At 63.3% G+C, this 25,639-nt stretch carries 26 protein-coding genes; 18 read left to right on the top strand and 8 right to left on the bottom strand.

The genetic code is table 11. The features are described from left to right. From GVL04_RS15765 to GVL04_RS15725, 9 genes are all read left to right on the top strand, one after another. Complete coding sequence (locus tag GVL04_RS15765; protein ID WP_159706262.1) at positions 1-771, top strand: winged helix-turn-helix domain-containing protein; 771 nt, start codon at positions 1-3, stop codon at positions 769-771. 97 nt (positions 772-868) lie between these two features. Then, positions 869-1,336, top strand: a complete 468-nt coding sequence (bcp, locus tag GVL04_RS15760; RefSeq protein ID WP_159706260.1) for a thioredoxin-dependent thiol peroxidase — start codon at positions 869-871, stop codon at positions 1,334-1,336. 210 nt (positions 1,337-1,546) lie between these two features. Continuing rightward, on the top strand, positions 1,547-2,665 hold the full coding sequence (locus tag GVL04_RS15755) for a PP2C family protein-serine/threonine phosphatase (protein WP_159706258.1): 1,119 nt from the start codon (positions 1,547-1,549) through the stop codon (positions 2,663-2,665). An 18-nt stretch (positions 2,666-2,683) separates the two neighbouring features. Beyond that, a complete protein-coding gene (locus GVL04_RS15750) occupies positions 2,684-4,675 on the top strand; it encodes a glycosyltransferase family 2 protein (RefSeq protein ID WP_159706256.1) in 1,992 nt (663 codons plus the stop codon). Then, positions 4,665-4,997, top strand: coding sequence for an STAS domain-containing protein (locus tag GVL04_RS15745; RefSeq protein WP_159706254.1), 333 nt, complete (start codon positions 4,665-4,667; stop codon positions 4,995-4,997). Before GVL04_RS15750 ends, GVL04_RS15745 begins: the two co-directional genes overlap by 11 nt. Next, a complete protein-coding gene (locus tag GVL04_RS15740) occupies positions 4,990-5,409 on the top strand; it encodes an ATP-binding protein (RefSeq protein ID WP_159706252.1) in 420 nt (139 codons plus the stop codon). Before GVL04_RS15745 ends, GVL04_RS15740 begins: the two co-directional genes overlap by 8 nt. Positions 5,410-5,654: 245 nt before the next feature. After that, positions 5,655-6,197, top strand: a complete 543-nt coding sequence (locus GVL04_RS15735; RefSeq protein ID WP_235036318.1) for a hypothetical protein — start codon at positions 5,655-5,657, stop codon at positions 6,195-6,197. After that, positions 6,198-7,283, top strand: coding sequence for a C2 family cysteine protease (locus GVL04_RS15730; RefSeq protein ID WP_159706248.1), 1,086 nt, complete (start codon positions 6,198-6,200; stop codon positions 7,281-7,283). 8 nt (positions 7,284-7,291) lie between these two features. Then, positions 7,292-7,570, top strand: coding sequence for a hypothetical protein (locus GVL04_RS15725; protein ID WP_159706247.1), 279 nt, complete (start codon positions 7,292-7,294; stop codon positions 7,568-7,570). Between the two features lie 143 nt (positions 7,571-7,713). On the opposite strand, the gene GVL04_RS15720 is transcribed toward GVL04_RS15725, so the two are convergent. Continuing rightward, entirely contained in the window at positions 7,714-8,808 is a 1,095-nt protein-coding gene (locus GVL04_RS15720) for an alanine--glyoxylate aminotransferase family protein (RefSeq protein WP_159706245.1), read from the bottom strand. A gap of 25 nt (positions 8,809-8,833) precedes the next feature. Then, complete coding sequence (locus GVL04_RS15715) at positions 8,834-10,081, bottom strand: MFS transporter (RefSeq protein ID WP_159706243.1); 1,248 nt, start codon at positions 10,079-10,081, stop codon at positions 8,834-8,836. Between the two features lie 62 nt (positions 10,082-10,143). Between GVL04_RS15715 and GVL04_RS15710 the strand changes: the two genes are divergently transcribed. The 7 genes from GVL04_RS15710 to purM all read left to right on the top strand — a co-directional run bounded on the left by GVL04_RS15710 (position 10,144) and on the right by purM (position 15,868). Beyond that, positions 10,144-10,605 (top strand): helix-turn-helix domain-containing protein, encoded by a 462-nt coding sequence (locus tag GVL04_RS15710; protein WP_159706241.1) that lies wholly within the window; start codon positions 10,144-10,146, stop codon positions 10,603-10,605. An 86-nt stretch (positions 10,606-10,691) separates the two neighbouring features. Next, positions 10,692-11,522 carry a phosphatase PAP2 family protein gene (locus GVL04_RS15705; RefSeq protein WP_159706239.1) on the top strand — a complete coding sequence of 277 codons (831 nt, stop codon included), beginning with the start codon at positions 10,692-10,694 and terminating at the stop codon, positions 11,520-11,522. A 154-nt stretch (positions 11,523-11,676) separates the two neighbouring features. Next, complete coding sequence (gene uraD, locus GVL04_RS15700) at positions 11,677-12,186, top strand: 2-oxo-4-hydroxy-4-carboxy-5-ureidoimidazoline decarboxylase (RefSeq protein ID WP_159706237.1); 510 nt, start codon at positions 11,677-11,679, stop codon at positions 12,184-12,186. Continuing rightward, complete coding sequence (gene uraH / locus GVL04_RS15695) at positions 12,183-12,524, top strand: hydroxyisourate hydrolase (RefSeq protein ID WP_017199951.1); 342 nt, start codon at positions 12,183-12,185, stop codon at positions 12,522-12,524. Before uraD ends, uraH begins: the two co-directional genes overlap by 4 nt. Before the next feature lie 89 nt (positions 12,525-12,613). Further along, a complete protein-coding gene (locus tag GVL04_RS15690; protein WP_159706235.1) occupies positions 12,614-12,946 on the top strand; it encodes a hypothetical protein in 333 nt (110 codons plus the stop codon). Between the two features lie 145 nt (positions 12,947-13,091). Continuing rightward, a complete protein-coding gene (gene purF, locus GVL04_RS15685; RefSeq protein WP_159706233.1) occupies positions 13,092-14,723 on the top strand; it encodes an amidophosphoribosyltransferase in 1,632 nt (543 codons plus the stop codon). After that, positions 14,720-15,868 (top strand): phosphoribosylformylglycinamidine cyclo-ligase, encoded by a 1,149-nt coding sequence (gene purM, locus GVL04_RS15680; protein WP_159706231.1) that lies wholly within the window; start codon positions 14,720-14,722, stop codon positions 15,866-15,868. Before purF ends, purM begins: the two co-directional genes overlap by 4 nt. Before the next feature lie 67 nt (positions 15,869-15,935). On the opposite strand, the gene GVL04_RS15675 is transcribed toward purM, so the two are convergent. The 5 genes from GVL04_RS15675 to GVL04_RS15655 all read right to left on the bottom strand — a co-directional run bounded on the left by GVL04_RS15675 (position 15,936) and on the right by GVL04_RS15655 (position 21,124). Then, positions 15,936-16,706 (bottom strand): VOC family protein, encoded by a 771-nt coding sequence (locus GVL04_RS15675; RefSeq protein ID WP_159706229.1) that lies wholly within the window; start codon positions 16,704-16,706, stop codon positions 15,936-15,938. Continuing rightward, positions 16,703-17,485 (bottom strand): VOC family protein, encoded by a 783-nt coding sequence (locus tag GVL04_RS15670; protein ID WP_200846865.1) that lies wholly within the window; start codon positions 17,483-17,485, stop codon positions 16,703-16,705. The genes GVL04_RS15675 and GVL04_RS15670 overlap by 4 nt, the downstream gene beginning before the upstream one ends. 118 nt (positions 17,486-17,603) lie before the next feature. Further along, on the bottom strand, positions 17,604-18,875 hold the full coding sequence (locus tag GVL04_RS15665; protein WP_159706227.1) for an MFS transporter: 1,272 nt from the start codon (positions 18,873-18,875) through the stop codon (positions 17,604-17,606). An 87-nt stretch (positions 18,876-18,962) separates the two neighbouring features. Next, the gene (locus tag GVL04_RS15660; protein ID WP_159706225.1) at positions 18,963-20,615 is read right to left on the bottom strand and encodes an amidohydrolase; all 1,653 of its coding nucleotides are present in this window, start codon (positions 20,613-20,615) and stop codon (positions 18,963-18,965) included. 284 nt (positions 20,616-20,899) lie between these two features. Beyond that, positions 20,900-21,124, bottom strand: coding sequence for a DUF3073 domain-containing protein (locus tag GVL04_RS15655; RefSeq protein WP_024818182.1), 225 nt, complete (start codon positions 21,122-21,124; stop codon positions 20,900-20,902). A gap of 242 nt (positions 21,125-21,366) precedes the next feature. On the opposite strand from GVL04_RS15655, the gene GVL04_RS15650 reads away from it, so the two are divergent. Continuing rightward, entirely contained in the window at positions 21,367-22,194 is an 828-nt protein-coding gene (locus GVL04_RS15650) for a septum formation family protein (protein ID WP_235036317.1), read from the top strand. A 14-nt stretch (positions 22,195-22,208) separates the two neighbouring features. Here the strand turns inward: GVL04_RS15650 and clpB are convergent, their stop codons facing one another. Continuing rightward, entirely contained in the window at positions 22,209-24,866 is a 2,658-nt protein-coding gene (gene clpB / locus GVL04_RS15645) for an ATP-dependent chaperone ClpB (RefSeq protein WP_159706223.1), read from the bottom strand. A 149-nt stretch (positions 24,867-25,015) separates the two neighbouring features. Here clpB and GVL04_RS15640 point away from each other — a divergent pair, with 149 nt between their 5' ends. Then, positions 25,016-25,633, top strand: coding sequence for an MSMEG_1061 family FMN-dependent PPOX-type flavoprotein (locus GVL04_RS15640; RefSeq protein ID WP_159706221.1), 618 nt, complete (start codon positions 25,016-25,018; stop codon positions 25,631-25,633). The last annotated feature ends 6 nt before the right edge of the window (positions 25,634-25,639 follow it).

The raw sequence follows: 25,639 nt of genomic DNA, 5'->3' as shown, positions 1-25,639 counted from the left end.
ATGGCAGTCAATGCCTACGGGCCACCGCCCACCCGTGGTCCCGCGTCCCGCGGAGCTTCCACGGGTCGGCGGAACGGCCTGACTACACCGGGTCTGACCGCGCACGGGCTGGCTCTTTGGGTCAACCCGGCTGAGGGCGACGAGATCGATCCCGCAGTCTGGGAGCGGGCCGCACGCCTTGTCCTGGCCCGCGCCATGAAACTTGCCCCGGAGGCGGAAGTCCGCATTTGGCCCGCCACCGGGGCAGAGCACTCCGGCGTCGGCGATTCGTCCTGGGGCGGCACTCCGCAGGACATCGCCGACGCCGGTACCAACGGTCCGCAGACAGCGACAGTGACGCTCGCCGATGCCCTCGCGGAGGCGCGTTCAGAGGCCGCTTCCGACGCCGGTGACCACACCGAAGCGGGCGGCAGCACCGCCATCGAGCCCGTAACGTTGGCGAGCCGCCGCAGCCAACTTGCGGTGGACCTCGCTGCTGAAGTAGTGCTGCTGGACGGCGAGCCGGTTTCCTTTACTGGCATGGAATACAAGCTGCTGCGCTACCTCGTGGTCAACTGCTCACGGGCCATCAGTCGTGAAGAATTGCAACGTTTCCTGGAGTCATTTGACCTTCCCGGCGCGGCATTTCGCTCGATCGACGTTTATGTTGGAAGGGTGCGGCGGAAGCTAGGCTCCGCCCGACACACCGTCGCCACCGTCCGTGGTGGCGGCTACCAGTTCGTGCCAGGCCCCTATGCCACAGTGCGCGGACCTGCGGAATACAGCATCTAAGTTCGCTGTTGTAAAAGATCAACGCCCCGCAATTTGTATGACCGCTGTTGTTTGAAATGAAGGCCGGCTGTTTGCCGGTGAAACGTAAAGGATCGCCATGACCCAGAAACTCCTCGTCGGAACGCAAGCACCTGACTTCGCGCTTCTCGACGCCGACGGCACCAAGGTCTCGCTGTCCGATTACCGCGGACGCAACGTCATTGTGTACTTCTACCCAAAGGCAGCCACCCCCGGCTGCACCACCGAGGCCTGCGACTTCCGCGACAACCTCGCAAGCCTGCAGGGCAAGGGCTACGACGTCATCGGGATCTCCCCGGACGCCCCGGAAGCACTGTCCAAGTTCACTGGTGAATTTGCCCTGACCTTCCCGCTCCTCTCCGACGAGAACCACGCTGTGGCCCTCTCCTACGGCGCTTGGGGCGAGAAGCTGGTTGACGGCGAAATCGTCGAAGGCCTGGTCCGCTCCACCGTGGTCCTGGACGGCGAAGGCACCGTCAAGCTCACTCAGTACCAGGTTGCTGCGCAGGGCCACGTCCAGGCGCTCAAGGAAGAACTGGGCGTCTAACCCTCTCTCACCTACCGCGTGCTTGAGCGGATCCCTCTCTCACCTCCCGCGTGCTTGAGGGGATCGCTCTCTCACCTCCCGCGTGCTTGAGCGGATCCCTCTCTCACCTAACTGCACAATTCTTGTAACGCCCGCTCACTTCTGTGAGCGGGCGTTTCATATGCCTTGACTAAACGTGACAAAAACCCGGCAGCAGTAGTTAATGGAGCCATGGTCTCTTCCTCACCCGTGCGTCATGCTGTCGTCGTCGAAGATGACGCCGACATCCGCGGACTTCTCGTCCTCGTCCTCGAGCAGCTCGACTTTGTGGTGACCGAAGCTCCGGACGGCCTGTCCGGCGTCGAAGCAGTCCGCAATACCAACGCAGAACTCGTGACGTTGGATGTGAACCTTCCGGACATTGACGGCATGGAAGTCTGCCGCCGGCTCCGCGAATTCTCCGACGCCTACATCCTCATGCTGACGGCGCGGGCCGACGAGATCGACCGGCTCAACGGTCTGGACATCGGCGCCGACGATTACATCAACAAACCCTTCAGCCCCAAGGAACTCCAGGCCCGCATCCGGGCCCTGTTCCGCCGGGCCCGCACGTCCGCAGCGGCGGCCGACGACACCGGCCAAACGGACGAGCTGGCCCGTGCAGCAGTGGTGCAGCAGAGCCTGCTCCCGCGGGAAACGGTCCGCCTTGAGGGATACGACGTCGCCGGCGCCTTCCGCCCGACCCGCAGCGTTGGTGGGGACTTCTACGACTGGTACCAGACCCGCAACGGCATGCACCTGACGTTCGCGGACGCCATGGGCAAGGGCATGGGCGCGGCCCTGATCGCGGCAACGGTCCGTGCCGTGATGCGTTCGGTGGCGGACACCCCGGCCATCGATGCCGCCTTCGGCTCAGCCAGCACCACCATAGCGTCGGACCTGGACCAGTCCGGCTCGTTCGCCACCATGTTCCATGCGCGGCTGGACGCTCCGTCCGGAAAACTCAGCTATATCGACGCCGGTCACGGCCTTGCGCTGCACATCCCGGCCGAGGGGGCGGCGCAAAGGCTTGTGTCCGCCGGACCTCCCGTGGGCATCCTCGACGGCCAGCACTGGGCCGCTGCGGAGCTTCAACTGGAGCCCGGCGATTCACTGGTCATTGTCAGCGACGGCGTGCTGGACGCCCATGCTTCACTCGAGGATTTCATCCGGAACGTGGAAAAGGCCGCGCGGAGCGAAGGGACGTCGGACGGAGTGTGCGCCGCCCTTCTTGAGCTGGCACCTGCTGCAACAGCGGAAGACGACGTGACCGCCGTCGTGGTTCACCGCAAACCTGACATCGGGCGCTAACTAGACAAGAGGGGGATTGTGACACGTTTCTGGACCCGGCTGCTGGTTCTCCTGACAGTCATTCTGGGCGTCAACTATGTGGCGTGGCGTTGGATGGCGTCCCTGAACTGGGACGCGTGGTGGATCGCCGTTCCGTTGGTGATTGCTGAAACGTACAGCCTCATTGACGTGATGCTCTTCGGCCTGACGGTGTGGAACCTCAAGATCCGCAAACCACCGCCCCCGGCTCCGGCCGATGCAACGGTGGACGTTTTCATCACCACCTACAACGAGCCACTGGACCTGGTCATGACCACGGCCTTGGCGGCCAAGGACATCCGTTGGCCACACAGTACTTGGATACTCGACGACGGCGACCGCCCCGAGATGCGCCAACTCGCCGAGTCGAACGGGATCGGCTACGTCACCCGCGGCGCGGACTGGACGCCGGACATGCCGCGGCACGCCAAAGCAGGCAACCTGAACAACGCGCTCATGGTCACCTCGGGCGAGTACCTGTTGATTCTCGACGCCGATCAGGTCCCCGAGCCGGACATCCTGGACAAGACGCTGGGCTACTTCAACGACGACCGAGTGGCACTGGTCCAGACTCCGCAGTACTTCATCAATGTCCCCGCCGACGATCCCCTGGGCAGCCAGGCACCCCTGTTCTACGGCCCCATCCAGCAGGGCAAGGACGGCTGGAACGCAGCGTTTTTCTGCGGCTCCAACGCGATCCTGCGCCGGGAAGCCCTCATGCAGTTGGGCCTGGTGGGCTACGTCAAAGCCACGGAGAAGAGCGTCCGCCGCGCATTGGCTGCGTCCCGCTCGGCCATCAAGAAGGCACGGCGCTCCGAAGAGGCCCGCAACCCGCTGGTGGAGCAGATGCTCAACGAGGTGGAGGCCGCAACCAACGCAGCCCAGCAGGAACTCGAAGCACGGGTATCCCTCAGCGAGATCACCTACCGGGTGCGCCGCAAAGTGGACGAAGCCGTGCGCACCCTGGTGGCCGCCGATTTCTCCGCGCTGCAGGCCGACCTCGACGAGATCGCTGCGATGGAACTCGCCCACGTCGGTGAGTCCGGCGTGACCACCGTGGCGAGTGACGCCGTCGACCGCATGTCCGGACGCGACTGGTCCCCCTTGGGTGCGCTCGAGTCGGTCCACGCGGTCCTGGACGCCATCTCCGTGGAACGCACCGACGAAGCCCAACCGATCATGCCCCTGGCCACCATCTCAGTCACTGAAGACATGGCCACGGCAATGCGTATCCACTCCCTCGGCTGGAAGAGCGTCTACCACCACGAAATCCTCGCCAACGGACTGGCACCCGAAGACCTCAAAACCATGCTCACCCAGCGCCTCCGCTGGGCCCAAGGCACCATGCAGGTCCTCCTTCGCGAAAATCCGTTGGTCCAACCACGGCTCTCCTGGGGCCAGCGGCTCATGTACTTCTCCACCATGTGGAGCTACCTGAGCGGCTTCGCGGCCGTGGTGTACTTCGCGGCTCCCATCATTTACCTGACGCTCGGTATCCTGCCGGTGAGCAGCCTTAGTTGGGACTTCTTCATCCGCTTCATCCCGTTCATGGTGGTGAACCAGCTGCTGTTCGTGGTGGCCGGTCACGGCATCCCCACCTGGCGCGGACAGCAGTACAGCCTTGCGCTGTTCCCCACCTGGATCAAGGCATGCACGACGGCGGCGCGGAACGTTTGGTTCGGACGTCCCCTCGGGTTCGCCGTCACCCCCAAGGCCCGGCAGAGTGGCGGCCCGAGCTGGAGCCTGATCCGGCCGCAGATCGTTGTGGCCGTGTTGCTGGCCGTTGCGATGGTTGTCGGGATCGCCCGGCTTTTGACTGGTCTTTCTGAGCCCCTCGGCACGCTGGTGAATGTCGCTTGGGTAGCGTTCGACCTGGTGGTCCTGAGCGTGCTGGTCAAGGCAGTTTTGTACAAGGGGTTCGTACCTGAAGGTGCTGGCCCTGAAGACGTCGGGCCGGAGCGCCCCGAAGAGAGGAATGCAGATGCAGTTTAGCTATGAGGTCAAGGACTCCTACGCGGAGGTGAAGAGCGTAGGACGCTTGAACATGGTGGCGGCGCCCAAGCTCCGCGAAGTAGTGAATGAAGTTGTGGCCGGCGGGTCCAGCCGGGTTGTGGTCAACCTGGCCGAAACCGACTTCATGGACTCCTCAGGCCTCGGAGCGCTCATCGGTTGCCTCAAAGCAACCCGGCAGGCAGGCGGCGACCTCCGCATCTCCGGCGTTCAGCCACAGGTCAAGATGGTGCTGGAACTGACCAACATGGATCGGGTGCTCACGGCATACCCGTCGGCCGAGGAGGCGTTCGGAGATGACTGAGGTGATTGCACGCAAGGGCTACCACGGGCCGTCCAACGAGGCCGCGATTGAGGCCATCCACAATGAATTGGACGCTCTGTGGGACGACGCTTCCTTCGTGCCCGACATGGACCGGATGACGTTCGCAACCGCGGTGATCGAGGCAGCGGCGAACATCGTGCAGCATGCCCTCCCTGTTGCGGAGAAGCCCGTGGAGATCGACGTGGACATCAGCGTCCGCCCCACCCGGTTGGTAGCGCGGGTCAGTGCGTTCAACGCCCGCGAACCGTTCGCCAACGACATGCAGGCTTCGATGCCCGACGAGGACGCGGAATCCGGACGCGGGCTGGCGCTCATCGAGGCGTTGGTGACCACAGTGACCTTTGAGCGCCAGGACGGCACCAACACCTGGATCCTCACCCGCGACACCTGACCCTCTCTCACCCCTTACGCCCTCCCAGCCAACCCTCTCTCACCCCTTACGCCCTCCCAGCCAACCCTCTCTCACCTCCTGCCACCTTTCGGCCAACCCTCTCTCACCTCCTGCCACCTTTCGGCCAACCCTCTCTCACCTGCTCGGGTTGTTCTGCCCATCGCCTAGCGCAACGCAACGTGAAACCATTCGGTGAGATTCGCCGTCGAACGCTAACTGAAACTGGGGACGAAATGAACCGCCGCATGCACCGCAAACTTTGGGCGCTGGCCGCTGCCATGACGGTGATGACCGTTGCTGCAGGATGCAGCAGCACCCCTGACGGACCCACCCGGGAACCCAGCAGCGCGCCGGCAGTCACGGCCAGCCCGGCTCCACTGGCCGAGAGCACCGCCAAGTACGACTCCCTGCGTGCCGAGCTGATTGCGGCCTTGGAAAAACAAATGCCCGACATCACCTGGGCTGTGGACGATCCTGCCTCGGTGACCCAAAGCAAGGACGGCAAGTGCATTTTCGAACCACAAACCATGAAAAGCAGCGCGGACATCGTTGCGCCGTCCAAGAACTTTGAAGAGGTCTTCGCCGCTGCCGACCCCGTCCTCAAGAAGCACGGATTCCCCGCCTTCGACGGCACTGACCCGGTCCCGGGCGGTTGGGTGGTCACCCGCAGCAGCGATGGCGTGGGCGCCACGGTCACCATCGAATCGAAAAGCCCGGCCTACCTGCGCATGACCGTTCCGGTGGATTACGAAAGCTGCAATAACGCAATACCTAAGGGGGAGAATTAAATGCCGGGATTCTACGGAGCCGATATTGCCCAATTGCGGGCTCTCGCAAAGACCATGTCCAGGCACTCGGAACGGATGACCTCCCTGTCCACGGAGCTGGGTCACCTCATCAGCAATGCGCGCTGGGATGGTCGGGATGCCGCGATGTTCCGGGCCTCGTGGGACTCCGAACACCGTCCCACGCTGAAGAAAATCTCCAGCGAGCTGCAGACCCAAGCCAAAGAGCTGATCCGCAACGCAGACGAGCAGGACAAGTCCAGCTCGGGGTCCTCGGGCTCCGATCATTCGGGACGAGGAGATTCGAACCCGCCTGGCGACCCCGGTCCGCTCGACCCTGACACTCCCGACGTCGATGTTCCCGGCGACGTTCGCGACGATCCCAACGCTGGCGACCCCAGCGACATCAACCAAGGACAGATCGGAGACTGCTGGCTGCTGGCCGGGATCGGTTCGGTAGCCCAAGTTTTGGAGCGCGAAGGCAAGCTCGACGAATTCCTCGAAGAGCACATGCGCCCCGTCGGAGATCCACCGACGCACTGGGTGGTCACCCTCTACGAAGACGGCGAACCCGTGGAAGTCACTGTGGAGGCCAAGTCCACTGAAGGCGGCGTCCGCGGCGCAGACGGCGAGCCCAACTGGCTCTCCATCTACGAGCGCGCGGCAGCCGAGCACCGCGGCGGATCCTACGACGACATCGACGGCGGATTCAGCAACGAAGCCATGGAGCTGATGACCGGCCAGTCGGCCGACAAGGACGGCGAGCTGGACCTGGACGAGATCGAGGACAAGCTCTCCGACGGCCAGGCCATCTCCGTCGGTACCGAAGACGTCAAGGACGACGATTTCGACTGGGTGTGGGAGTCTGACGAAGTCAACCGCACTGACGTTGTCCCCAACCATGCGTATGTGGTGGTGGACGTGAAAACCAACGACGACGGCGAGAAGGTCATCGTCCTCGCCAACCCTTGGGGGCCGTCGGGCGGCTACATGGAGGGCGACGACGACCACAAGTCCGGCACGCTGGAACTGACCGAAGATGAGTACAAGGAAAACTTCGACTCTGTGTACTCCGTGGACGTGAAGTAAGGATGGCCGTGGAACAGCTCGTTACAGTCAAGCAGGGCATGCAGCCCACCTTCGACGGTGTCAAGGTTGGTGTGGTCAAGATCGGTATCGCCGACGGCGCTCCCGCTATCCAGTTCTGGATCCGCACGGCCGAGCAACAGCGGAAGCAGGCCTTCCGCGAAGGCCAGTCGGTCACGCTGCCTGGCGCCGGTTTGCTGACGGTCACTTCGATCCAGCCCGCCGACGGCAGCACCGCCGCCTCCGCGACTTTAACGTACGACGCCGGTCACGTCACCGACGGTCTGTGAGAGAGCGTCACCCAAAACCCGACGTTAGGTGAGAGAGCGTTCCCAAAAGGCCCGCGGTAGGTGAGAGAGCGTTCCCAAAAGGCCCGCGGTAGGTGAGAGAGCGTCACCCAAAAGCCGACGTTAGGTGAGAGAGCGTCCAGGGGTTAGGCCTTGGCGATGGCCTCTTTCAGCGCCCCCAGCACCAGGGTGACCGAGGCACTGTTGGCGTTCGGGCCCATCATGCCGATGCGCCACACTGTGTCCGCGAATTCCCCTACACCCGAGCCGATTTCCATACTGAATTTCTCCAGAAGGTAAGCGCGGACGGCAGCCGAGTTGACGCCGTCGGGCACTTTGACGGTGGTGAGGCTTGGCAATCGGGCGCCTTCGGCAGCGAAGAGTTCCAGCCCCATCTCCTGCAGCCCGTCCTGCAATGCAGTGCCGGCGGCACGGTGCCGGGCCTGCACCACGTCCAGCCCCTCGGCGAGGATCCGGTCCAATGCTGCTTCCAGGCCGGCGATCATGGTGACGGGCGCGGTGTGGTGGTAGGTCCGGGCTCCACTTGCTGCCCCGACGTACCCGCCGAGCAACCCGATATCGAGGTACCAGGACCGCGGATCCTTGACGCGGCGCTCGAAAGCGCGGTCGGACACAGTGAACGGCGACAGACCGGGCGGAACGCCCAGGCATTTTTGGGTACCGGCATATCCGACGTCGATCCCCCAGTCGTCTGCCAAGAGCTCCAGCCCACCGATGGATGTGACGGCGTCGGTGATCAGGAGAGCGTCACCCTTGCCGGCGCCGAGGGCAGCGATGTCGGAGATGACACCTACGGAGGTCTCGGCGTGGACGGCCGCGATGACCTTGGGATTGGGGTGCGCGGACAGGACTCGGTCAGCGTCGATGGGCTGTCCCCATTCGTGATCCACCCGGACCACCGTTGCCCCGCAGCGTCGGGCGACCTCGCACATCCGTGCCCCGAACAGTCCATTGACAGCGATGACTGCCACGTCGCCGTCGGACACGGTGTTCACGAAAGCCGCTTCCATGCCGCCGGAACCTGTGGCACTCAACGGGAGTGTCCGCGCATTGGAGGTTCCCCAGACAGTCCGGAGGCCCTCGCAGGTGTGGTCGAGCCGCTCGATGAACACCGGATCAAGATGCCCCAGCACGGGGTAGGCCAGGGCGGCCATGGCTTCGGGGTAGCAATTGCTCGGGCCGGGACCGAACAGGAACCTGGACGTCAGAATCTCTGGCATGTGCGAACTCCTTAGCTGGTTGAGGTCATTCTGCCCCAGCGTGCTGTGCGGAGCGAGCCAACCGCGCACCCCCGGGCTTCTTGGGGCGACGGAGCCGGTCCGCACCCCAGATGGCCAACGCGCCGAGCGCGAAAAATGCCCCCAGCGCACTGGCCCCGGTCCAGCCCCACACGTCGTAGACGGGCGCAACCGTAGCCGCACCTGCGGCGCTGCCCAGTGAGTAGAACACCATGTAGCTGCCAATGATGCTGCTGGCCGACTCCTCGGCTCCGGACACAATGAGCGTTTGGCTGCTGACATGGACTGCCTGCACGGCGGCGTCGAGCACGATGATGCCTGCGATGAACCAGAGCAGCGACCACTGCCCCAAGGACAACGCGAACCACGAACCCAGCAGCACGGAAAGGCTGATGCCTGTGACCCGTTGGCCCCATCCCCTGTCTGCCGCCACTCCCGCCTTGGACGCGGCCAATATTCCCACCAAGCCGGCCATCCCGAAGAGCCCGACCAGGCTTGGCGGAAGGTTCCAAGCCGGCCCACTCAGCAGTAACGACATACCGCTCCACAGCACACCGAATGACGCGAACAGCAGCATGGTGATGAGCGCCCGTGCGCGGAACACAGGATTGCGGCGGGTAAGCACCACAACAGACCCAACAGCCCGCCAGTAACGGACCTCGCCCCTCTCGTCCGGTTCCCCGGGCAGGGCACGAAAAACTGCCACGGCGAGGACGGCACCGGCCGCCGCTGCGAGTACATAAACAGACCGCCAGCCCCACAGCTCCGTCATCCCACCGGCCACGGTCCGCGCAAGGATGATGCCACTTACGACGCCGGCAGTGACGGTACCGATGTTTCGGCCCCTTTCCGCCGGGGTACTGGAGGCGGCGGTGTACGCCACGATGGTCTGCACTACGGACGAGGCCACACCCAGGAGCACGAAGCCCATCAGCAGAACCGGCTGCGATGAAGCAAAGCTGACGGTGCACGCTCCCACAGCCGTAGCGCCAACCTGGAGGGCGATCAGTGCGCGGCGGTCAACCAGGTCTCCCAGTGGCACCAAAAGAACCAGCCCCAGGAAATATCCGGCCTGGGCTGATGCCACTACCCAACCGACGCCCGCCACAGGGATGCCCATGTCAGTCCCGATGCGCTCAAGGAGGGGCTGCCCGTAATAGACGTTGGACACCATGAACCCGGCCACCACGGCCAGCAGAAGGAGGAGTCCAGGACCCACTCCCCGTCCGGATCTTGCCAGCTTGGTATTGCCCATGGCACTACTCCCCTTATTTGGTTTCAATATGCAACCAAATGAGCCTATGGCAGAATGGTTTCATGTTGCAACCAAGCAAGGTGGATTGGACGGATCCCGAATGCCCCGTCGCGAGGTCGGCCGATCTTGTCGGAGACAAATGGACCCTGCTGATCATCAGGGATTCGCTGGACGGAAAACGTCGCTTCTCAGAATTTGAGAAGTCCCTGGGCGTAGCCAAGAACATCCTGTCGGACCGGCTACGGCTGTTGGTGGAAAGAGGCGTCCTGACCCGGATTCCCAATGACCGCGGCACCCGCAGCGAGTATGAGCTCACAGGCGCCGGGCGCGATCTCTTCACCCTGATCCTCAGCCTCCGGCAATGGGGCGAGCGCAACGCCTTCGCCACCGGTGAGAAGCACTCCATCCTGGTCACCAAGGGCACCGGACAGCCACCGGCGCAACTTCAACCCTTCGCAACCGATGGCAAGGAACTCGACCCGGAGGACACTCTGCTGGTCAAAGTGGGCCAACCTCTCCCGTGATGGAACAGCCCATCTTCAGGATCGCCCAAGTCCAAACTGCTAAGGTTACTCACCAACGCGGAGGCCGCCACGGATAGGGGACACGAGTGACGACTGAAGGAAAAGAGGCGCCGGAGCAAGGCGTCCGCGGCGAAGTAAGCCAGGACAGGTTCGTTGCCGGGCAGGATCTGACCCGCTGGAAATCACCGGCTGGCCGAACAATGGCGCGGGGCGCGGAATGGGTGACCGGACTACTGGGCCCGTACGCTGCACTGATCATCACGCTGGTAGTGGGGCTTGCCGTAACACTCTCGCTGGCACTGGCCTTCGGCGAAGTCTACGAGTCCGTGACGGAAGCCGACGGCGTAGCAGGCCTGGACGATCCCGTCCTGGCCGCCGCTAAGAGCGTCCGCTCCCCTGCCTTGGATGTTGCCGTCACCGCCTACACGAATATAGGCGGCACCGTGGGCATGCCCATCATTGCCGTAGGCATCATGATTTTCCTTGCCATCAAACGGCGATCATGGACACCTGTCATCCTGATGCTTGCCGCCGGGCTGGGTTCACTGCTCATCACCATCCTGGGCAAGCCGATCTTCGGCCGTTCACGCCCGGACCTCGCGGACGCCATTCCTCCCTACGAGCATTCCGCGTCATTCCCCAGCGGCCATTCCCTGAACTCCATAGTGATCGCCGGCATCGTCGCCTACCTGATCATCCTGCGGCTCAAGACCATGCAGGCACGGATCATTACCGTGCTGGTGGCCGCGGTCTTCGCTTTCACCATGGGCCTGAGCCGCGTCTACCTTGGCCACCATTGGCTGACCGATGTGCTGGCTGCGTGGGCCATCGGCGTCGCTTGGTTGGCGCTGGTGATCACAGCCCATCGCCTCTACCTCACGATGCGAACGCGGCGTCGCAGCGCGGTAGTCTCTTGACACCGGGGCAATGCCTCGGCTTAACTGAATTACGTATGCTGAAATAACAGTTCCATGATGCGGAAGCTTGAAGCAAAGGCTTCCTCTTGCAAAAGCAGGAGTTCCGCATAGCCCACACCATGGATGCCAGCATTTGCACGAGGATGTCACAAGCATGGAGCTTGCAGAATTCAACAGTGTTGACCGGGACGAGGCCATCAGGATCCTGACCCCTTGCCTGGATATCAGCCGCTGGGTGGAAGCCGTCGTCGACGCGCGGCCCTTCACCAACGTCGACGAACTGCTGGGCCAAGCCCAGCGCGCCGCCGACCCGTTCAGCCCCGCGGAGGTGGAGTCTGCCATGGCGCACCATCCCCGGATCGGCGAACGCCCCAAGGCCCAAACCACCGAGGCCGCGATGTCGCGGTCGGAACAGGCTGGAGTGGACCCGGGAGACAACCAGACCACAGCCGCCCTGGCTGAGGGCAACCGGGCCTACGAGGAAAAGTTCGGCAGGGTCTTCCTGATCCGCGCAGCGGGCCGCAGCGCGCAGGAAATGCTCAGCGCCCTCCAGGAACGCATCACCCACACCCCCGAAGAAGAAGACACGATCGTGGCCGGCCAATTGCGGGAGATCGCACTGTTGCGCCTCTCCGGATTGATCAGCGAAGGAGTCAACGCATGAGCGTTTCACAAGTAACCACGCACATCCTGGACACAGGGTCCGGCCGCCCGGCGGCGGGTGTCGCCGTCGTACTTTACGTCCGTGAAGGTGACGACTGGACCCTTGTGGCGAAGGGCGAAACCGATGCCGACGGTCGTATCAAGACCCTCGGTCCGGAGCGGATTCCCGGCGGCGCCTACCGCCTCAATTTCGCCACCGGCGCCTACTACGAGGGCCTCGGAACGGAGACCTTCTTCCCGGAAGTGGACCTGAACTTCACAGTTTCCGACGCCGGCGAGCACTACCATGTGCCGCTGCTGCTCAGCCCGTTCGCGTTCTCGACGTACCGCGGCAGCTAACCCAACGCCGAGGTGACAGTTAATGCCAATGTTCTCGACGGACATTGGCATTAACTGTCACTTGGGCGAGGAACGGTAGGCTTTAACGCATGGCTTCAGAGGACACCACCCCCAACTCCGCCCGCCGCGAAATCACGGTTCGCCGGGCACCCAAGTTTGTACCCTTCATGATTTTGGGAGCCGTGGTGGGCGCAATCGTGGCCGCGATCATTGCTTACGGCCGCCAAGCCGACCCCGCCTTCGACGCCGGCACAGTCTTCGGTTTCTTCCTGATCGTCTGCGCCGGCGGCGGCGTCATCCTCTTCTCGATCCTCGCCCTGATCCTCGACCGCATCAGCGTCAAACGCTCGCAGCGGGCAGTGGTGGAAGCCGTGCCGGATTCGATTCCGGACGAAGGACCAGAGAACGACGACGTCCGCTAAGTCGGGCGCCCGGCCCGCCTCTTTTGAGGGGGCCAGTGTGATACACACCGCATTTTTGCAGGAACGCGCCTGTTCTACGCCCGATCCAGGGGTCACATTGGCCGCGGGGGAACTTACCACGGCCACAACATGAGACAATCGACCAGTGGCACGTGGCGACGGAAAACTTTCTCATGATCTTCTCCCCGGCGAAAAAGGCCCCCAGGACGCTTGTGGCGTCTTCGGGGTTTGGGCTCCCGGTGAAGAAGTAGCAAAACTCACCTATTACGGGCTGTATGCGCTGCAGCACCGCGGACAAGAATCGGCTGGTATTGCTACCAGTGACGGCAAGCGCATCAATGTCTATAAAGACATGGGCCTTGTGTCCCAGGTCTTCGATGAGACGACCCTGAACACCCTTACCGGGCATCTGGCCGTTGGCCACTGCCGGTACTCCACCACCGGTGCAAGCCACTGGGCCAATGCGCAGCCGACCCTGGGTGCGACCGCAACCGGCACGGTTGCCCTGGCCCACAATGGCAATCTGACCAACACCGCTGAACTCCGGGAAATGATCCTTGAGCGCAACGATGGCCAGCTGACCGGTGAAATGAAGCAGGGCAACACCTCTGACACCGCATTGGTGACCGCACTCCTTGAGGGCGAAGAGGGCAAGACCCTGGAGCAGACCGCTCTGGAACTGCTGCCCAAGATCAAGGGTGGCTTCTGCTTCGTCTTCATGGATGAAGGAACGCTCTACGCCGCCCGCGACACCTACGGCATCCGTCCGCTGTGTCTGGGCCGCCTGGACCGCGGCTGGGTTGTCGCTTCCGAGCAAGCAGGCCTGGCCACCGTTGGTGCGAGCTTCATCCGCGAGATCGAGCCCGGTGAGTTCATCGCCATTGACGAGGACGGCGTTCGTTCCCAGCGCTTCGCAGAGGCGACCCCCGCCGGCTGTGTCTTCGAATACGTCTACCTGGCCCGCCCGGATGCTGCCATTGCAGGCCGCTCCGTCTACGAGGCCCGTGTTGAGATGGGCCGCCAGTTGGCCCGCGAAAACACGCACGAGGCAGACCTGGTCATTCCCGTTCCGGAGTCCGGTACCCCCGCGGCTGTTGGTTACGCCGAGCAGTCGGGTATCCCGTTCGCGCACGGCTTCGTCAAGAACGCGTACGTGGGCCGTACATTCATCCAGCCGTCGCAGACCCTGCGCCAGCTCGGTATCCGGCTCAAGCTCAACGCCTTGGAATCCGTAATCCGCGGCAAGCGCATTGTTGTGGTGGATGACTCGATCGTCCGTGGCAACACACAGCGCGCGATCGTGCGAATGCTGCGCGAGGCCGGTGCTGCTGCTGTGCACGTGAAGATCTCGTCTCCCCCGGTTCAGTGGCCCTGCTTCTACGGCATCGACTTCGCCTCCCGGGCAGAGCTCATCGCCAACGGCGCCACCATCGAGGAGATTTCCCAGGCCATCGGTGCTGACTCGCTGGCTTACATCTCCGAAGATGGCATGATCGGTGCTACCCAGCAGCCGCGCGAACGTCTCTGCACGGCCTGCTTCACCGGCAAGTACCCCATCGAGCTGCCGCACGCGGACAAGTTGGGCAAGAATCTGCTGGAGCGCACCGACCTTGGTGGCTTGCCGGCTGCCGAAGACAGCTCCTCAGTGGACGATTCCGAGGACCCTGCCGAGAAGCCGGGCGCCACTGGTTGCGATCCCGGACCTGACGCCGAATTCGAAAACCTGCTTACCGACGCTGATCGTTTGACCGACGCCGACAAGAAAGAGTCTGTATGAGCTCCGCTACCCCCGCCGCTGAGAACAATTCCGGTATCACCTACGCTTCTGCCGGTGTCGACGTTGAAGCGGGCGACCGCGCAGTCGAACTCATGAAGGGCGCCATCAAGGCGACTCACAACTCTTCGGTGATTGGCGGCGTCGGCGGTTTCGCTGGCCTGTACGACGTCTCCAAGCTGCTGACCTACAAGAAGCCTCTGCTGGCCACGTCCACTGACGGCGTTGGCACCAAGGTAGCCATCGCGCAGGCCATGGACATCCACGACACCATCGGTTTCGACCTGGTGGGCATGGTGGTTGACGACATCGTAGTGGTGGGTGCTGAGCCGCTCTACATGACCGACTACATCGCTTGCGGCAAGGTTGTACCGGAGCGCATCGCTGACATCGTCCGCGGTATCGCTGCTGCCTGCTCCGTTGCCGGCACCGCCCTTGTGGGTGGCGAAACCGCTGAGCACCCGGGCCTCCTGGGTGAGCACGAGTACGACGTCGCAGGTGCCGCAACAGGCATCGTCGAGGCCGACGCCCTGCTCGGCCCGGACCGCGTCCGTGCCGGCGACGTCGTGATCGGCATGGCTTCCTCCGGCCTGCACTCCAACGGTTACTCCCTGGTCCGCCGCGTCATCAACCACGCCGGCTGGGCACTGGACCGTCAGGTTTCCGAACTCGGCCGCACGCTGGGCGAAGAGCTCCTGGAGCCTACCCGCGTTTACGCAGCCGACTGCCTGGACCTCGCCCGCACCTTCCCCGTCACCGGCGGCGCAGCGGTTCATGGCTTCAGCCACGTCACCGGTGGTGGCCTGGCGGCCAACCTGGCACGCGTCCTTCCGCAGGGCCTCGTGGCCACGGTTGACCGCAACACCTGGGAGCTGCCCGCGATCTTCAAGCTGGTCTCCGAGCTCGGCAACGTTCCGCTGGCCGACCTTGAGCGCACGCTGAACCTCGGCGTGGGCATGGTTGCCATCGTTTCCGCTGAAGCAGCCGACGCCGCAGTGGCCCGCCTCAACGACCGCGGACTTCCGTCCTGGGTTATGGGTACCGTTTCGGCTGACAACGACTCGATCGACAAGACCGGCCCGGACTACGTCCAGGGTGCCAAGGGCGTCGACGGCGGCGCTGTCCGTTTGGTGAACGCCTACGCCTAAGCGGCTTATCGCTTCGTAAAGAGAGCGGCCGGGCAGTCTCAACTGCCCGGCCGCTCTTTTGTTCTTCCTAAACCTGGATCAGGCTCAGGACTCCGCCTTGTGGGTCCTGGATAGTAGCGAGGGAGCCGGTCTCGGGATGGTCCTCCGGTTCCACCAGGACCTCTCCCCCAGCAGCTGCCGCGGCGTCTGCGGCCTTGCGCAGGTCCGCGACGCCAAAGTAGATTTGCCAGCCGGGCTCGTCCCCTTCGCCGGCAGGGACGACGCCGGCCACCTCGTCACCGTTGACCATCAGCGTGCTGTAGCTGCCGCCGTCGTCCTGGGGATATTCAGTGACCTCGTGCCCGAAGAGCTGCTGGAAAAAGCCGACGGCGGCCTGCGGCTCAGGCGTCAAGAGTTCAGCCCACGCCAACGCGCCGGGCTCGTTGAACAGGTGGCTCCCTATGTGCGTCCCGGCCTGCCAAATGCCGGTGGTCCCGCCGCCGGGTGGTTCGATGAACGCCAGGACACCGGTGTCCGCGACAGCCTCGGGCCCGAACTGGAGCTTCCCTCCAGCATGGACGGCGTCGTCCGCAATCTCTTCAGTGTCCGTAGCCGCGATGTAGACGTTCCACTGACCGTGCGTTCCGGCAGCCTCCTGCGTGGGGTTCTGCGGGGCAATCACGGCCACCAGCTGATCTTTCACGAAGGCCTGGGCGTAGCTCCGGCCATCGGGCGTGGGCAAGTCCTTGTAGCTCCAGCCGAACACGCGCTGATAGAAATCCTTGGCCGCAGCGACGTCCCTGGTCTGCAGGTCCGCCCAGCACGGCTCACCGCTTGTGTAGCGTTTCCGTGACGTCATGCTGCGAGGCCTGTCATGATGCTGAAGGCTGCACCGGCCGGGTCCATGAGGACTGCCATCCGCCCCACTCCCGGAACGTCAAAAGCCGGTGCAATGACATGGCTTCCCAACTCAACTGCCTGCTCCACCGTGGTATCGATGTCCACGACGTTGAAATATGTCATCCAGAACGGCGACAAGCCCTCGATGGGGAGCTTCAGCGCGCCTGCCACCGCCCTCCCGTCCACCAGCAGATTCGTGTATTCCTGCAGGTCTCCCGCAGGCGCCGTATTACTGGTGCAGCCTGTGACGGCCTCATAGAAAGCCACTGCCTTGGGGACGTCATTGGTCTGAAGTTCATTCCAAACCATGGTGCCGGGCTCGTTGATCAGGCCCGATCCGGGGTGGTTGCCAGCCTCCCAGAAGCCGATCTGGGCTCCGGTGGGATCTGTGGCGAAGAACATACGCCCTGAGCCGTTCGGGACGGAGTCAGGAGGGAAGGCAAGGGTCCCGCCCGCGGCCTCAACACGCCGGGCGGCCTCATCAGCCGAATCGACTGCAATGTAGTTCGCCCAATAGGAAGGCATTCCTTCTGGAGCATCAGGCAACTGCTGCATCATGCCGGCGACGTAGCGGCCCTTGAGCTTGGCCATGTAATAGGTCATGCCATTCCCGGCGTCCATGGCATCCAGCTCCCATCCGAAGAGGTCGCTGTAGAACTTCCTGGAAACGTCAATGTCGGTGGAGGAAAGGTCCACCCAACATGGTGTCCCCTGTTTGTAGCTGTCAGCCTCCGGCATGGCGTTCCTTTCGATGGGCTGCGTCCCCCATCAACTTAGTACCGGGGTCTGATAAGGACAACGCCTGCACGGCTCCCGGACCATTGCCGGTCCGGGAGCCGCCGCTCGGCGTTCAACCTTATCCGGGCAGGCGGATAGGGCCCACGCCGTCTTCCGCCGCCGGGCGCGCAAGCCGCCGGGACAGCAACGTCATGACGACGACGGCCAGCACCACTGGGATGCATACGGCGAGGACGATGGTCTGTGGTGATTGGCCGGTCGCCAGCAGAATTCCGCCAACAGCTGGACCGGCGATCGAGCCCAAACGCCCAAGGGCAGCAGCCCAAGCGACGCCTGAGGTTCGTGAGGATGCAGGGTAGACAGAAACAGCCACTGCCGCCTGGCCCACCATGCTGGTGGCCAGCCCCATGCCAACCCCAGCGAACAAGAGCAGAAGTTGCCACTGGCCGGGGTGCCCCAAAGCGATCATGAGCAGGAACGCAATGGCCAGGGCGGCTGCCACCACCAGCATCCGGCTGGTCTTAAACCTGACCGAGAACACCATGAGCAACAGGGCTCCCACAATTCCGCCGATTCCCAGAGCGGCTGCCCCGAGCGGTGCCATGGAGACGCTCAAGCCGAAGTTGGTGAGCAGCGTGGGAAGCCAGGATGAGAAGGCGTAGAACGTGGCGAAGATCAGGAAGGCGAACAACCACAAGAGTGCGGTGGACAGTCCAAAACCTCGCCGGAACAGGCTCCGGACCGTTTCCTGGCCTGCGCCGGCAGACGGCTTGGGCGCATCGGCATCGCCAATACCAAACCACATGATCGGCAACAGGATTACCGGGAGCGCAGCACCCAGCCAGAAAATGGACTGCCACCCTAGATTGGCGATCAGGTTTCCGCCGCTTAAACCAGCAGCCAACGAACCTCCCGAAAGGCCCATGGTCACAAAGACGGCAATCCTTTCGCGCTGTCCGCCATCTCTGCCGGCGGTCGCCAGGGAAATCGCAGCAGGCAGGACGGCTCCCAAACCGGCTCCGGTCACGAAGCGCGCGACGGTCATGAAGGGGATGCCTGCCGACAGTGCCGTCAAGGCCGACCCCAGAGCGAAGGCCACCACGCCCGCAAGAAGCATTCGTCGAAGGCCAATCCGAACGGACAGCCGCCCGCAGATCATGTAGCCGAGGACCACGCCAGCGTTGGTGGCTATGAGGGGTGCAGCGAATGCCGCAGGTGACAAGGCCCAGTCCTTCGCCAGGCTGGGGACGGCGAGCCCCAAGGAAGCCGTGTCGAAGCCGTCGAGGAGCACGGCCAGGAACGTCAGGACGATGACCAGCCACCGTGACAGTCCTGTGGACGTGGCCGTTGGCACATGGGCCTTCCCGGTGGAAGCGGGTGATTCAAGCATGGGGATTCCTTTCGAGGGTGCGGAAGTCCAACCACCGGGCACCTGACCGGCAGTAACGGGGTATGAAAGTGATGGGTGTGGCCGGCCCTAGTTGGACAGTGAGCCGTGGGTGACCGTCCCGGCAGCCATGGTCAGTTCCACGCCGATGCTGCCGATGTCTTCGGGATCAACGGTCCGCGGGTCTGCGGTGAGCACCACCAGGTCGGCAAGCATGCCTGCGCGGATGGAGCCTGTTCGGTGTTCATCGGAGGCGCACCACGCGCTCCCGCTGGTATACATCGACAAGGCTTCTTCTGTCGTAACTGCCCATTCCGGCCCGAGGATGCCTGCGGAACGGCTGCGCCGCGTGACGGAACTCGAAATGCCGCGTAGAGGTTCGAAGGGCGCGACCGGGCTGTCCGAACCCCCACCCACCGGCGCATCGACACGAGCCAGATACTGGGACAGGGGTGCGATATTGGCAGCTTTATCCGGCCCGAGGTACTCGGCGAATCCCCCACCCAAAGCAAAGTGGAGCGGTTCCTGCGCGGCCACCCCTACGCCCATGGCGTTCAGCCTGCTCCAGTGATCATCCTGGGGGTACAGCATGTGGATCAAGGTCCATCGGGAATCCGTAATGGGACTTATCGAATGGGCTGCTTCGAATGCCGACAGTGCCATGTCGATGCCGGCGTCGCCCACGCAGTGCGCTCCGACAGGAAGACCTGTCCGGTTGGCCGCCACGCAGATGGCTTCCAACTCGGCTGCCGACTGGAACGATTTTCCGCAAGGGTAGTCGGGATCGTCCTGCCGCTCATAAGGTTCCCGGTAGAAGCCGGTCTCAACGCCTCCATCGACGCAGAGTTTCACGCCCAGCGTCCGCAACCAGACGTCGTCGCGCTGTGCCTCTACTGCACCGGACTCCAGCAGATCCACTGCCTCCGCGGCTGTACCACCCGGCGTCGGCAGCTTCCACATCATGGATACCCTGACCTTTTGCGGCGATTCTGAGTAAATCGCACTGTAGGCGTCCATTTCCTCCAGGGTCAGCCCGGGGTCGATGACAGAGGTAATTCCGGCGGCGCTGTACCGTTGCTGGACTACGTCCAACGCGGCGCGGAAGTCGTCCAAACCCGGCTTCGGCAACTGGTTCATCAATCCGGCGACGTAGCCGCTCCCCACGATCTGCCCGGTCAGCTTCCCTGCCTCACGAAGATAGCTTGCACCGTCGGGCGCTTGGCTGGACTCAGTGATTCCGAACCGCTCAAGTGCCAGCGAATTCAGCACTACGTTGTGCCCTCCGCGTCGAACGATCACGGGGTTGGCCGGGGCTATGCCGTCGAGTTCGCTCCGGGACGGCATTCGCCTCTCTGCGAGACCGCTCTCATGCCAGTCGCTCGCGGTGACAACCCACTCTCCGGGAACCGCAGTGTCTGCCTGCCCCCGAACAACTTCCAGTAAGTTCGGGATGGACCGGCACTGGGCAAGCGACGGCAGCAGCAGCCCAAAGCCTGTGGACAGCATGTGGTTGTGCGAGTCGTGGAATCCAGGGCACACGAAACGCCCTTGCAAGTTCACCAACTTCGTGTCCGGTCCGGCGAGGAGCAACGCCTCCGCATCGCTCCCGGCGTAGGCAATGGTTTGCCCTTCCACTGCGACGGCGGTCACGGCATCCGTGCCGTCAGCTGCGCCTGTAAAAACAGTCCCGCCATATAAGACGACATCCGGGTGCCTGCCCGATACTTCTGAAAAATAAGCCATCTGTGCCTCCTGCCGGCCGCAGCCTTATATATCGCGTTCTTCATGACCGTCACAAATAGTCGATATCCTGAGGAGACTGTAACCCCACGGCTTCCGGGGCGCAATGGTTTTTCCAGTTTGGTATACCAAGTTACGAAACAAAAAAGGGCCCTCAGGGTACGCCAATGAATGACGTGCCCTGAGGGCCCTTTTCAAAGATAAACGGCATCCGAAAATGCGCGATGACCTTGAAGTACGACGGCGGTCCGCAACTCAGTGCCTACGGCACCTGATTGTTGCGACAGCTATCCGATTCGGCGGGTGTCAACCTCGTCGTCATCGTCTTCCGCGTACTTGTCCTCGTAGGCCGAATAGTCCGGCTCCGGGGGATCTTCGGGGAAGTGGCTCTTTACACGACTGGACGGACCCGTGAGCTCCCGCTCAAGTGCCGAATAGTCAGTGTTCGGGGAGTAGTACTTAATGTCCCGAGCCTGCTTGGTAGCTTTTGCCTTTTGACGGCCGCGCCCCATGGCGTGACCCCCTTTTGTACTTGGACCGGAGGTGGTCACCTTGGCTATCGGTGAGGCCCCGGAATGTTTGGTCAATTTGTCGTATGTCTAGATTACATGCTTTCGGGAGTGCCTGCGCGCCACCACAGGCCCGCGTCGGGGCCGGCTCCTGCCAAAACCAAGCCCGAACACCTCCCAGAGGCCCGAAAATTGGGTAGAGTCTGCCTCAATGCGGCGTCACAGCAGGAAGGCACACCCCGGAAATGAGCCAGGACAACACTCCACCACGCGATGGTTCACCACGCGATCAAGACGAGGACAAGACACCTCCCGCGCCCAAAACTCCACCGCGTGCAGCTGGTGAGCAACCGCCGGCGGCTCCGTGGGCGCCGCCTTCGGGCCTCCAACCGGATCCTGCGCCCGATCTTGACCCTGACTTTGTGCCGGACCCCGTGGCACAGCCAGATCCTGCCCTGCCACCCACAGAAGCGCAGGCGCCCTCTTACCCCAGCGCTTATCCAGGGCAACAGGGCCAGCAGCCATATCCCGGCCAGGAGTTGCCCCCGGAACCCAACGGCGATCCGGTCAAGCGCCAGCGCTTGGTCATCGGCGGCATTGTGGTGGGCGTGCTGGTCCTCATTGGCGTGGTGATCTGGGTATTGCTCAATCTGCTGGGAACCCGCCCCGAAGCCACTGTCACTACCCCGAGCGCCACGGCTACCCCGGGCCCACTCCCCCGGGATGCGAATTCCAAAGACTTCCAAGTGGGCGACTGCTTCGCCGACTTTGACCCCAATGCCAGCGAAGCACGGGCCGTCGCCTGCGATACCGAACACTCGGCCCAGCTCATTGGAGTGCACCTGTACCCGGGGGACGATTCGTTCCCGGGAACGAATGCCCTGCGGGACAAGGGACGCGAGGTGTGCAAGGCCTCAGTGGCAAAGCTCAACGCGGCAGCCGACAACTACGTGCTGCTTCAACAGAACGTTTACCCGAGCACCACCAGCTGGGATCGTGGCGACCGCCGCGTTGATTGCTTCGTCGTGGTGGATTCAGGGAACACCATCAAGGAAGATCTCCTCCAGAAGTAGCCCACCAACCAAAGCTATTTCCTGTGGACCGTGAGCCCGGCACCCACCGGCATACCGCCGTCGGGACCCGCCAGTGCTTCCAGGCCGTCAATGGTGAGCTCGTCCAGGTCAGCTGCGGTATCCACCAGCACGGTGTCGCCATCGCTGATCTCGCCCGCAAGGATCTCCTTGGCCAGGCGATCACCGATCTCGCGCTGAACCAGCCTGCGCAGCGGCCGGGCGCCGTAGGCGGGATCGAATCCGGACATGGCCAACCAGGCCCGGGCTCCATCGGTCACCTCGAGGCTCAGGCGGCGATCCCGGAGCCGGTTGCTCAGTTCAGCCACATGCAGCTCCACGATTCGAGCGAGTTCCTCTACGGACAGCGGGTCGAAGAGCACGATCTCGTCCAAGCGGTTCAAGAACTCCGGCTTGAACGATGCCTGCACCACAGCCATCACAGCTTCACGTTTGGCCCTGGCATCCATGGTTGGGTCAACAAGGAACTGGCTTCCGGAGTTGGAGGTCAGCACCAGGATGGTGTTGCGGAAGTCCACGGTGCGGCCCTGGCCGTCGGTGAGGCGTCCATCGTCGAGAACCTGGAGAAGGATGTCGAAGACCTCAGGGTGGGCCTTCTCAACCTCGTCCAGCAGCACCACGGAGTACGGTCGGCGGCGAACGGCCTCGGTCAGCTGGCCGCCCTCCTCATAGCCCACGTATCCCGGAGGGGCACCCACCAAGCGGGCCACGGAGTGCTTTTCGCTGTACTCGGACATGTCGATCCGGATCATGGCGCGTTCATCGTCGAAGAGGAAGTCAGCCAATGCCTTGGCCAGCTCCGTCTTTCCAACGCCGGTGGGACCCAGGAACAGGAACGAACCTGTGGGACGGTTGGGGTCGCTGATCCCGGCACGGGCGCGACGCACGGCGTCAGACACGGCCTGGACAGCCTTTGACTGCCCAATCAAGCGCTTGCCCAGCTCTTCCTCCATGTGAAGTAGCTTCTGCGATTCGCCTTGGAGCATTCGCCCCGCGGGGATCCCGGTCCAAGCCGAGATGACCTCGGCGATATCGTCAGCAGTCACGTCCTCGGCCACCATGAGTTCGGGCTTCGAATCGCTCCGGGCGGACTCCTCCTCGGCAGCGGCACTCAGCTCCCGTTCCAGGGCGGGCAGCTCACCGTAAAGGATCCGCGACGCCGACTCGAGGTCGCCTTCGCGCTGGGACTTGTCTGCGGCGGATCGCAGTTCATCAATCTTGGCCTTGAGGTCACCGACGCGGTTGAGACCGGCTTTCTCAGCTTCCCAGCGCGCGTTCAAGGCACTGAGTTCTTCGTTTTTGTCGGCCTTGTCCGCGCGCAGGGCAGCCAGGCGTTCCACTGACGCTGGATCGGTCTCGCCCTGGAGAGCCAGCTCTTCCATGGTCAAACGGTCGACGGCGCGGCGAAGCTGGTCGATCTCCTCCGGCGCGGAATCGATCTCCATGCGGAGCCGGGACGCAGCCTCATCCACGAGGTCGATGGCCTTGTCCGGCAACTGCCGGCCCGAGATGTAGCGGTTGGACAGAGTCGCCGCGGCCACAAGGGCGGAGTCGGCGATGGCCACCTTGTGGTGTGCCTCGTAGCGCTCCTTCAAACCACGAAGAATGCCGATGGTGTCCTCGACACTGGGTTCGCCGACGTAGACCTGCTGGAAGCGGCGCTCCAGGGCAGGGTCCTTCTCGATGTTCTCGCGGTACTCGTCCAAGGTGGTGGCGCCGATGAGGCGCAGCTCGCCGCGGGCCAGCATGGGCTTGAGCATGTTGCCGGCATCCATCGCACTGTCCCCCGTTGCGCCGGCACCCACTACCGTGTGGATCTCGTCGATGAACGTGACGATTTGGCCGTTGGAGTTCTTGATTTCCTCCAGCACGGCCTTCAGGCGTTCTTCGAACTCGCCGCGGTACTTGGCGCCGGCCACCATGGAGGCGAGGTCCAGGGCAATCAGCGTCTTGCCGCGCAGGCTCTCCGGAACGTCACCAGCCACCATGCGCTGGGCGAGTCCCTCCACCACGGCGGTCTTGCCGACGCCGGGCTCGCCGATCAGAACAGGGTTGTTCTTGGTGCGACGACTCAGGACCTGGACCACGCGGCGGATCTCACTGTCACGGCCAATGACCGGGTCCAGCTTGCCGGACCTGGCAACAGCAGTGAGGTCCGTACCGAACTTCTCCAACGCCTGGAAGGTGTTTTCCGGGTCAGGCGAGTTGACGTTCCTGTCCCCGCGGACACCCGGCAGGGCGGCGAGCAGCGCCTCATGGGAGGCACCGGCGTCGCGCATTAATTTGCCGACGGCGTCACTTCCGGCCGAGAGACCCAACAACAGGTGCTCGGTGGACACGAAGGAGTCGCCGAGCTTGTCGGCCTCGTTTTGGGCGGCCTGGATGGCCTGCATGGACTGGCGGGAGAGCTGTGCCTGCTGGACCGAACTGCCCGAGGAAGACGGCAGCGCCTTGATGGCCGAACTGGCCTGCACGCTCACGGCATCCGGATCGGCACCCGTGGCACGCAGCAGGGCCACCGCGACGCCGTCACGCTGGTCCATGAGGGCTTTCAAGAGGTGTGCCGGTTCAAGCTGCGGGTTGCCGGCAGTTGAGGCGTTCATGGCGGCCGCAGAAAGGGCCTCCTGGCTTTTGGTGGTGAATTTGACGTCCAAAGAGTGCTCCCTTTCTGGAGTGGAACCAATACTTTCAAAGTTGAGTCTACTACGCTCAACTTTGATTTTTGGCCCATTGTGTCCATGTTTGCCCACGGCGAAACCGGTGTCCAGAGTCGCCGGCTTGGCACGCAGCTTAGGCTGGGGGCATGGACGCCATTTCAAGTGCTGACGAACTCGAAGAACTGATCGGACTGCCGCTTGAGCGCGTGCGCCGGAAGGTGCGAACCTCGCTCAGCGATTTCGACAGGCAATGGCTGGCCGCCAGCCCCTTCTGCGTGATCTCGACGACGGACGCGCAGGGTAGCGTTGACGCCTCACCTAAGGGTGACCCGGCCGGTTTCATCCTGGCTCTGGATGACCACACCATCGCCATCCCGGAACGCCCTGGCAACAAGCTCGCGTTCGGCTTCCACAACATCCTGGAGAACCCCAACGTAGGCATCCTCTCCGTGGTTCCGGGCCGCACGGATACCCTGCGGATCAACGGGACCGCGCAAATTGTCCGCGACGCCGACTTCTTCGACCTGATGGTGGTCAAGGGCCACCGGCCCCGCGCCGCCGTCGTTGTCGCAGTGGAGGAAGTGTTCACGCACTGCGGCAAGGCCTTCATGCGCAGCGGACTCTGGCAACCCGAGACCTGGGAGACGGGCGGCCTGCCGAGCATCGCGGTGCTTTCACAGGCCTACACGCAGCCAGAAACTCCGCTGGAAGAGCTGGAGACCTATTACGGACCGTCCTACGCGGAGAAGATGTATCGGGAGTAGACCGGC

The sequence above is a fragment of the Arthrobacter sp. 18067 genome, assembly GCF_902706295.1.
GTDB lineage: Bacteria > Actinomycetota > Actinomycetes > Actinomycetales > Micrococcaceae > Arthrobacter.
The sequence above is the reverse complement of the archived record's forward strand: the minus strand, read 5'-3'. Positions and strand labels throughout refer to the sequence as shown.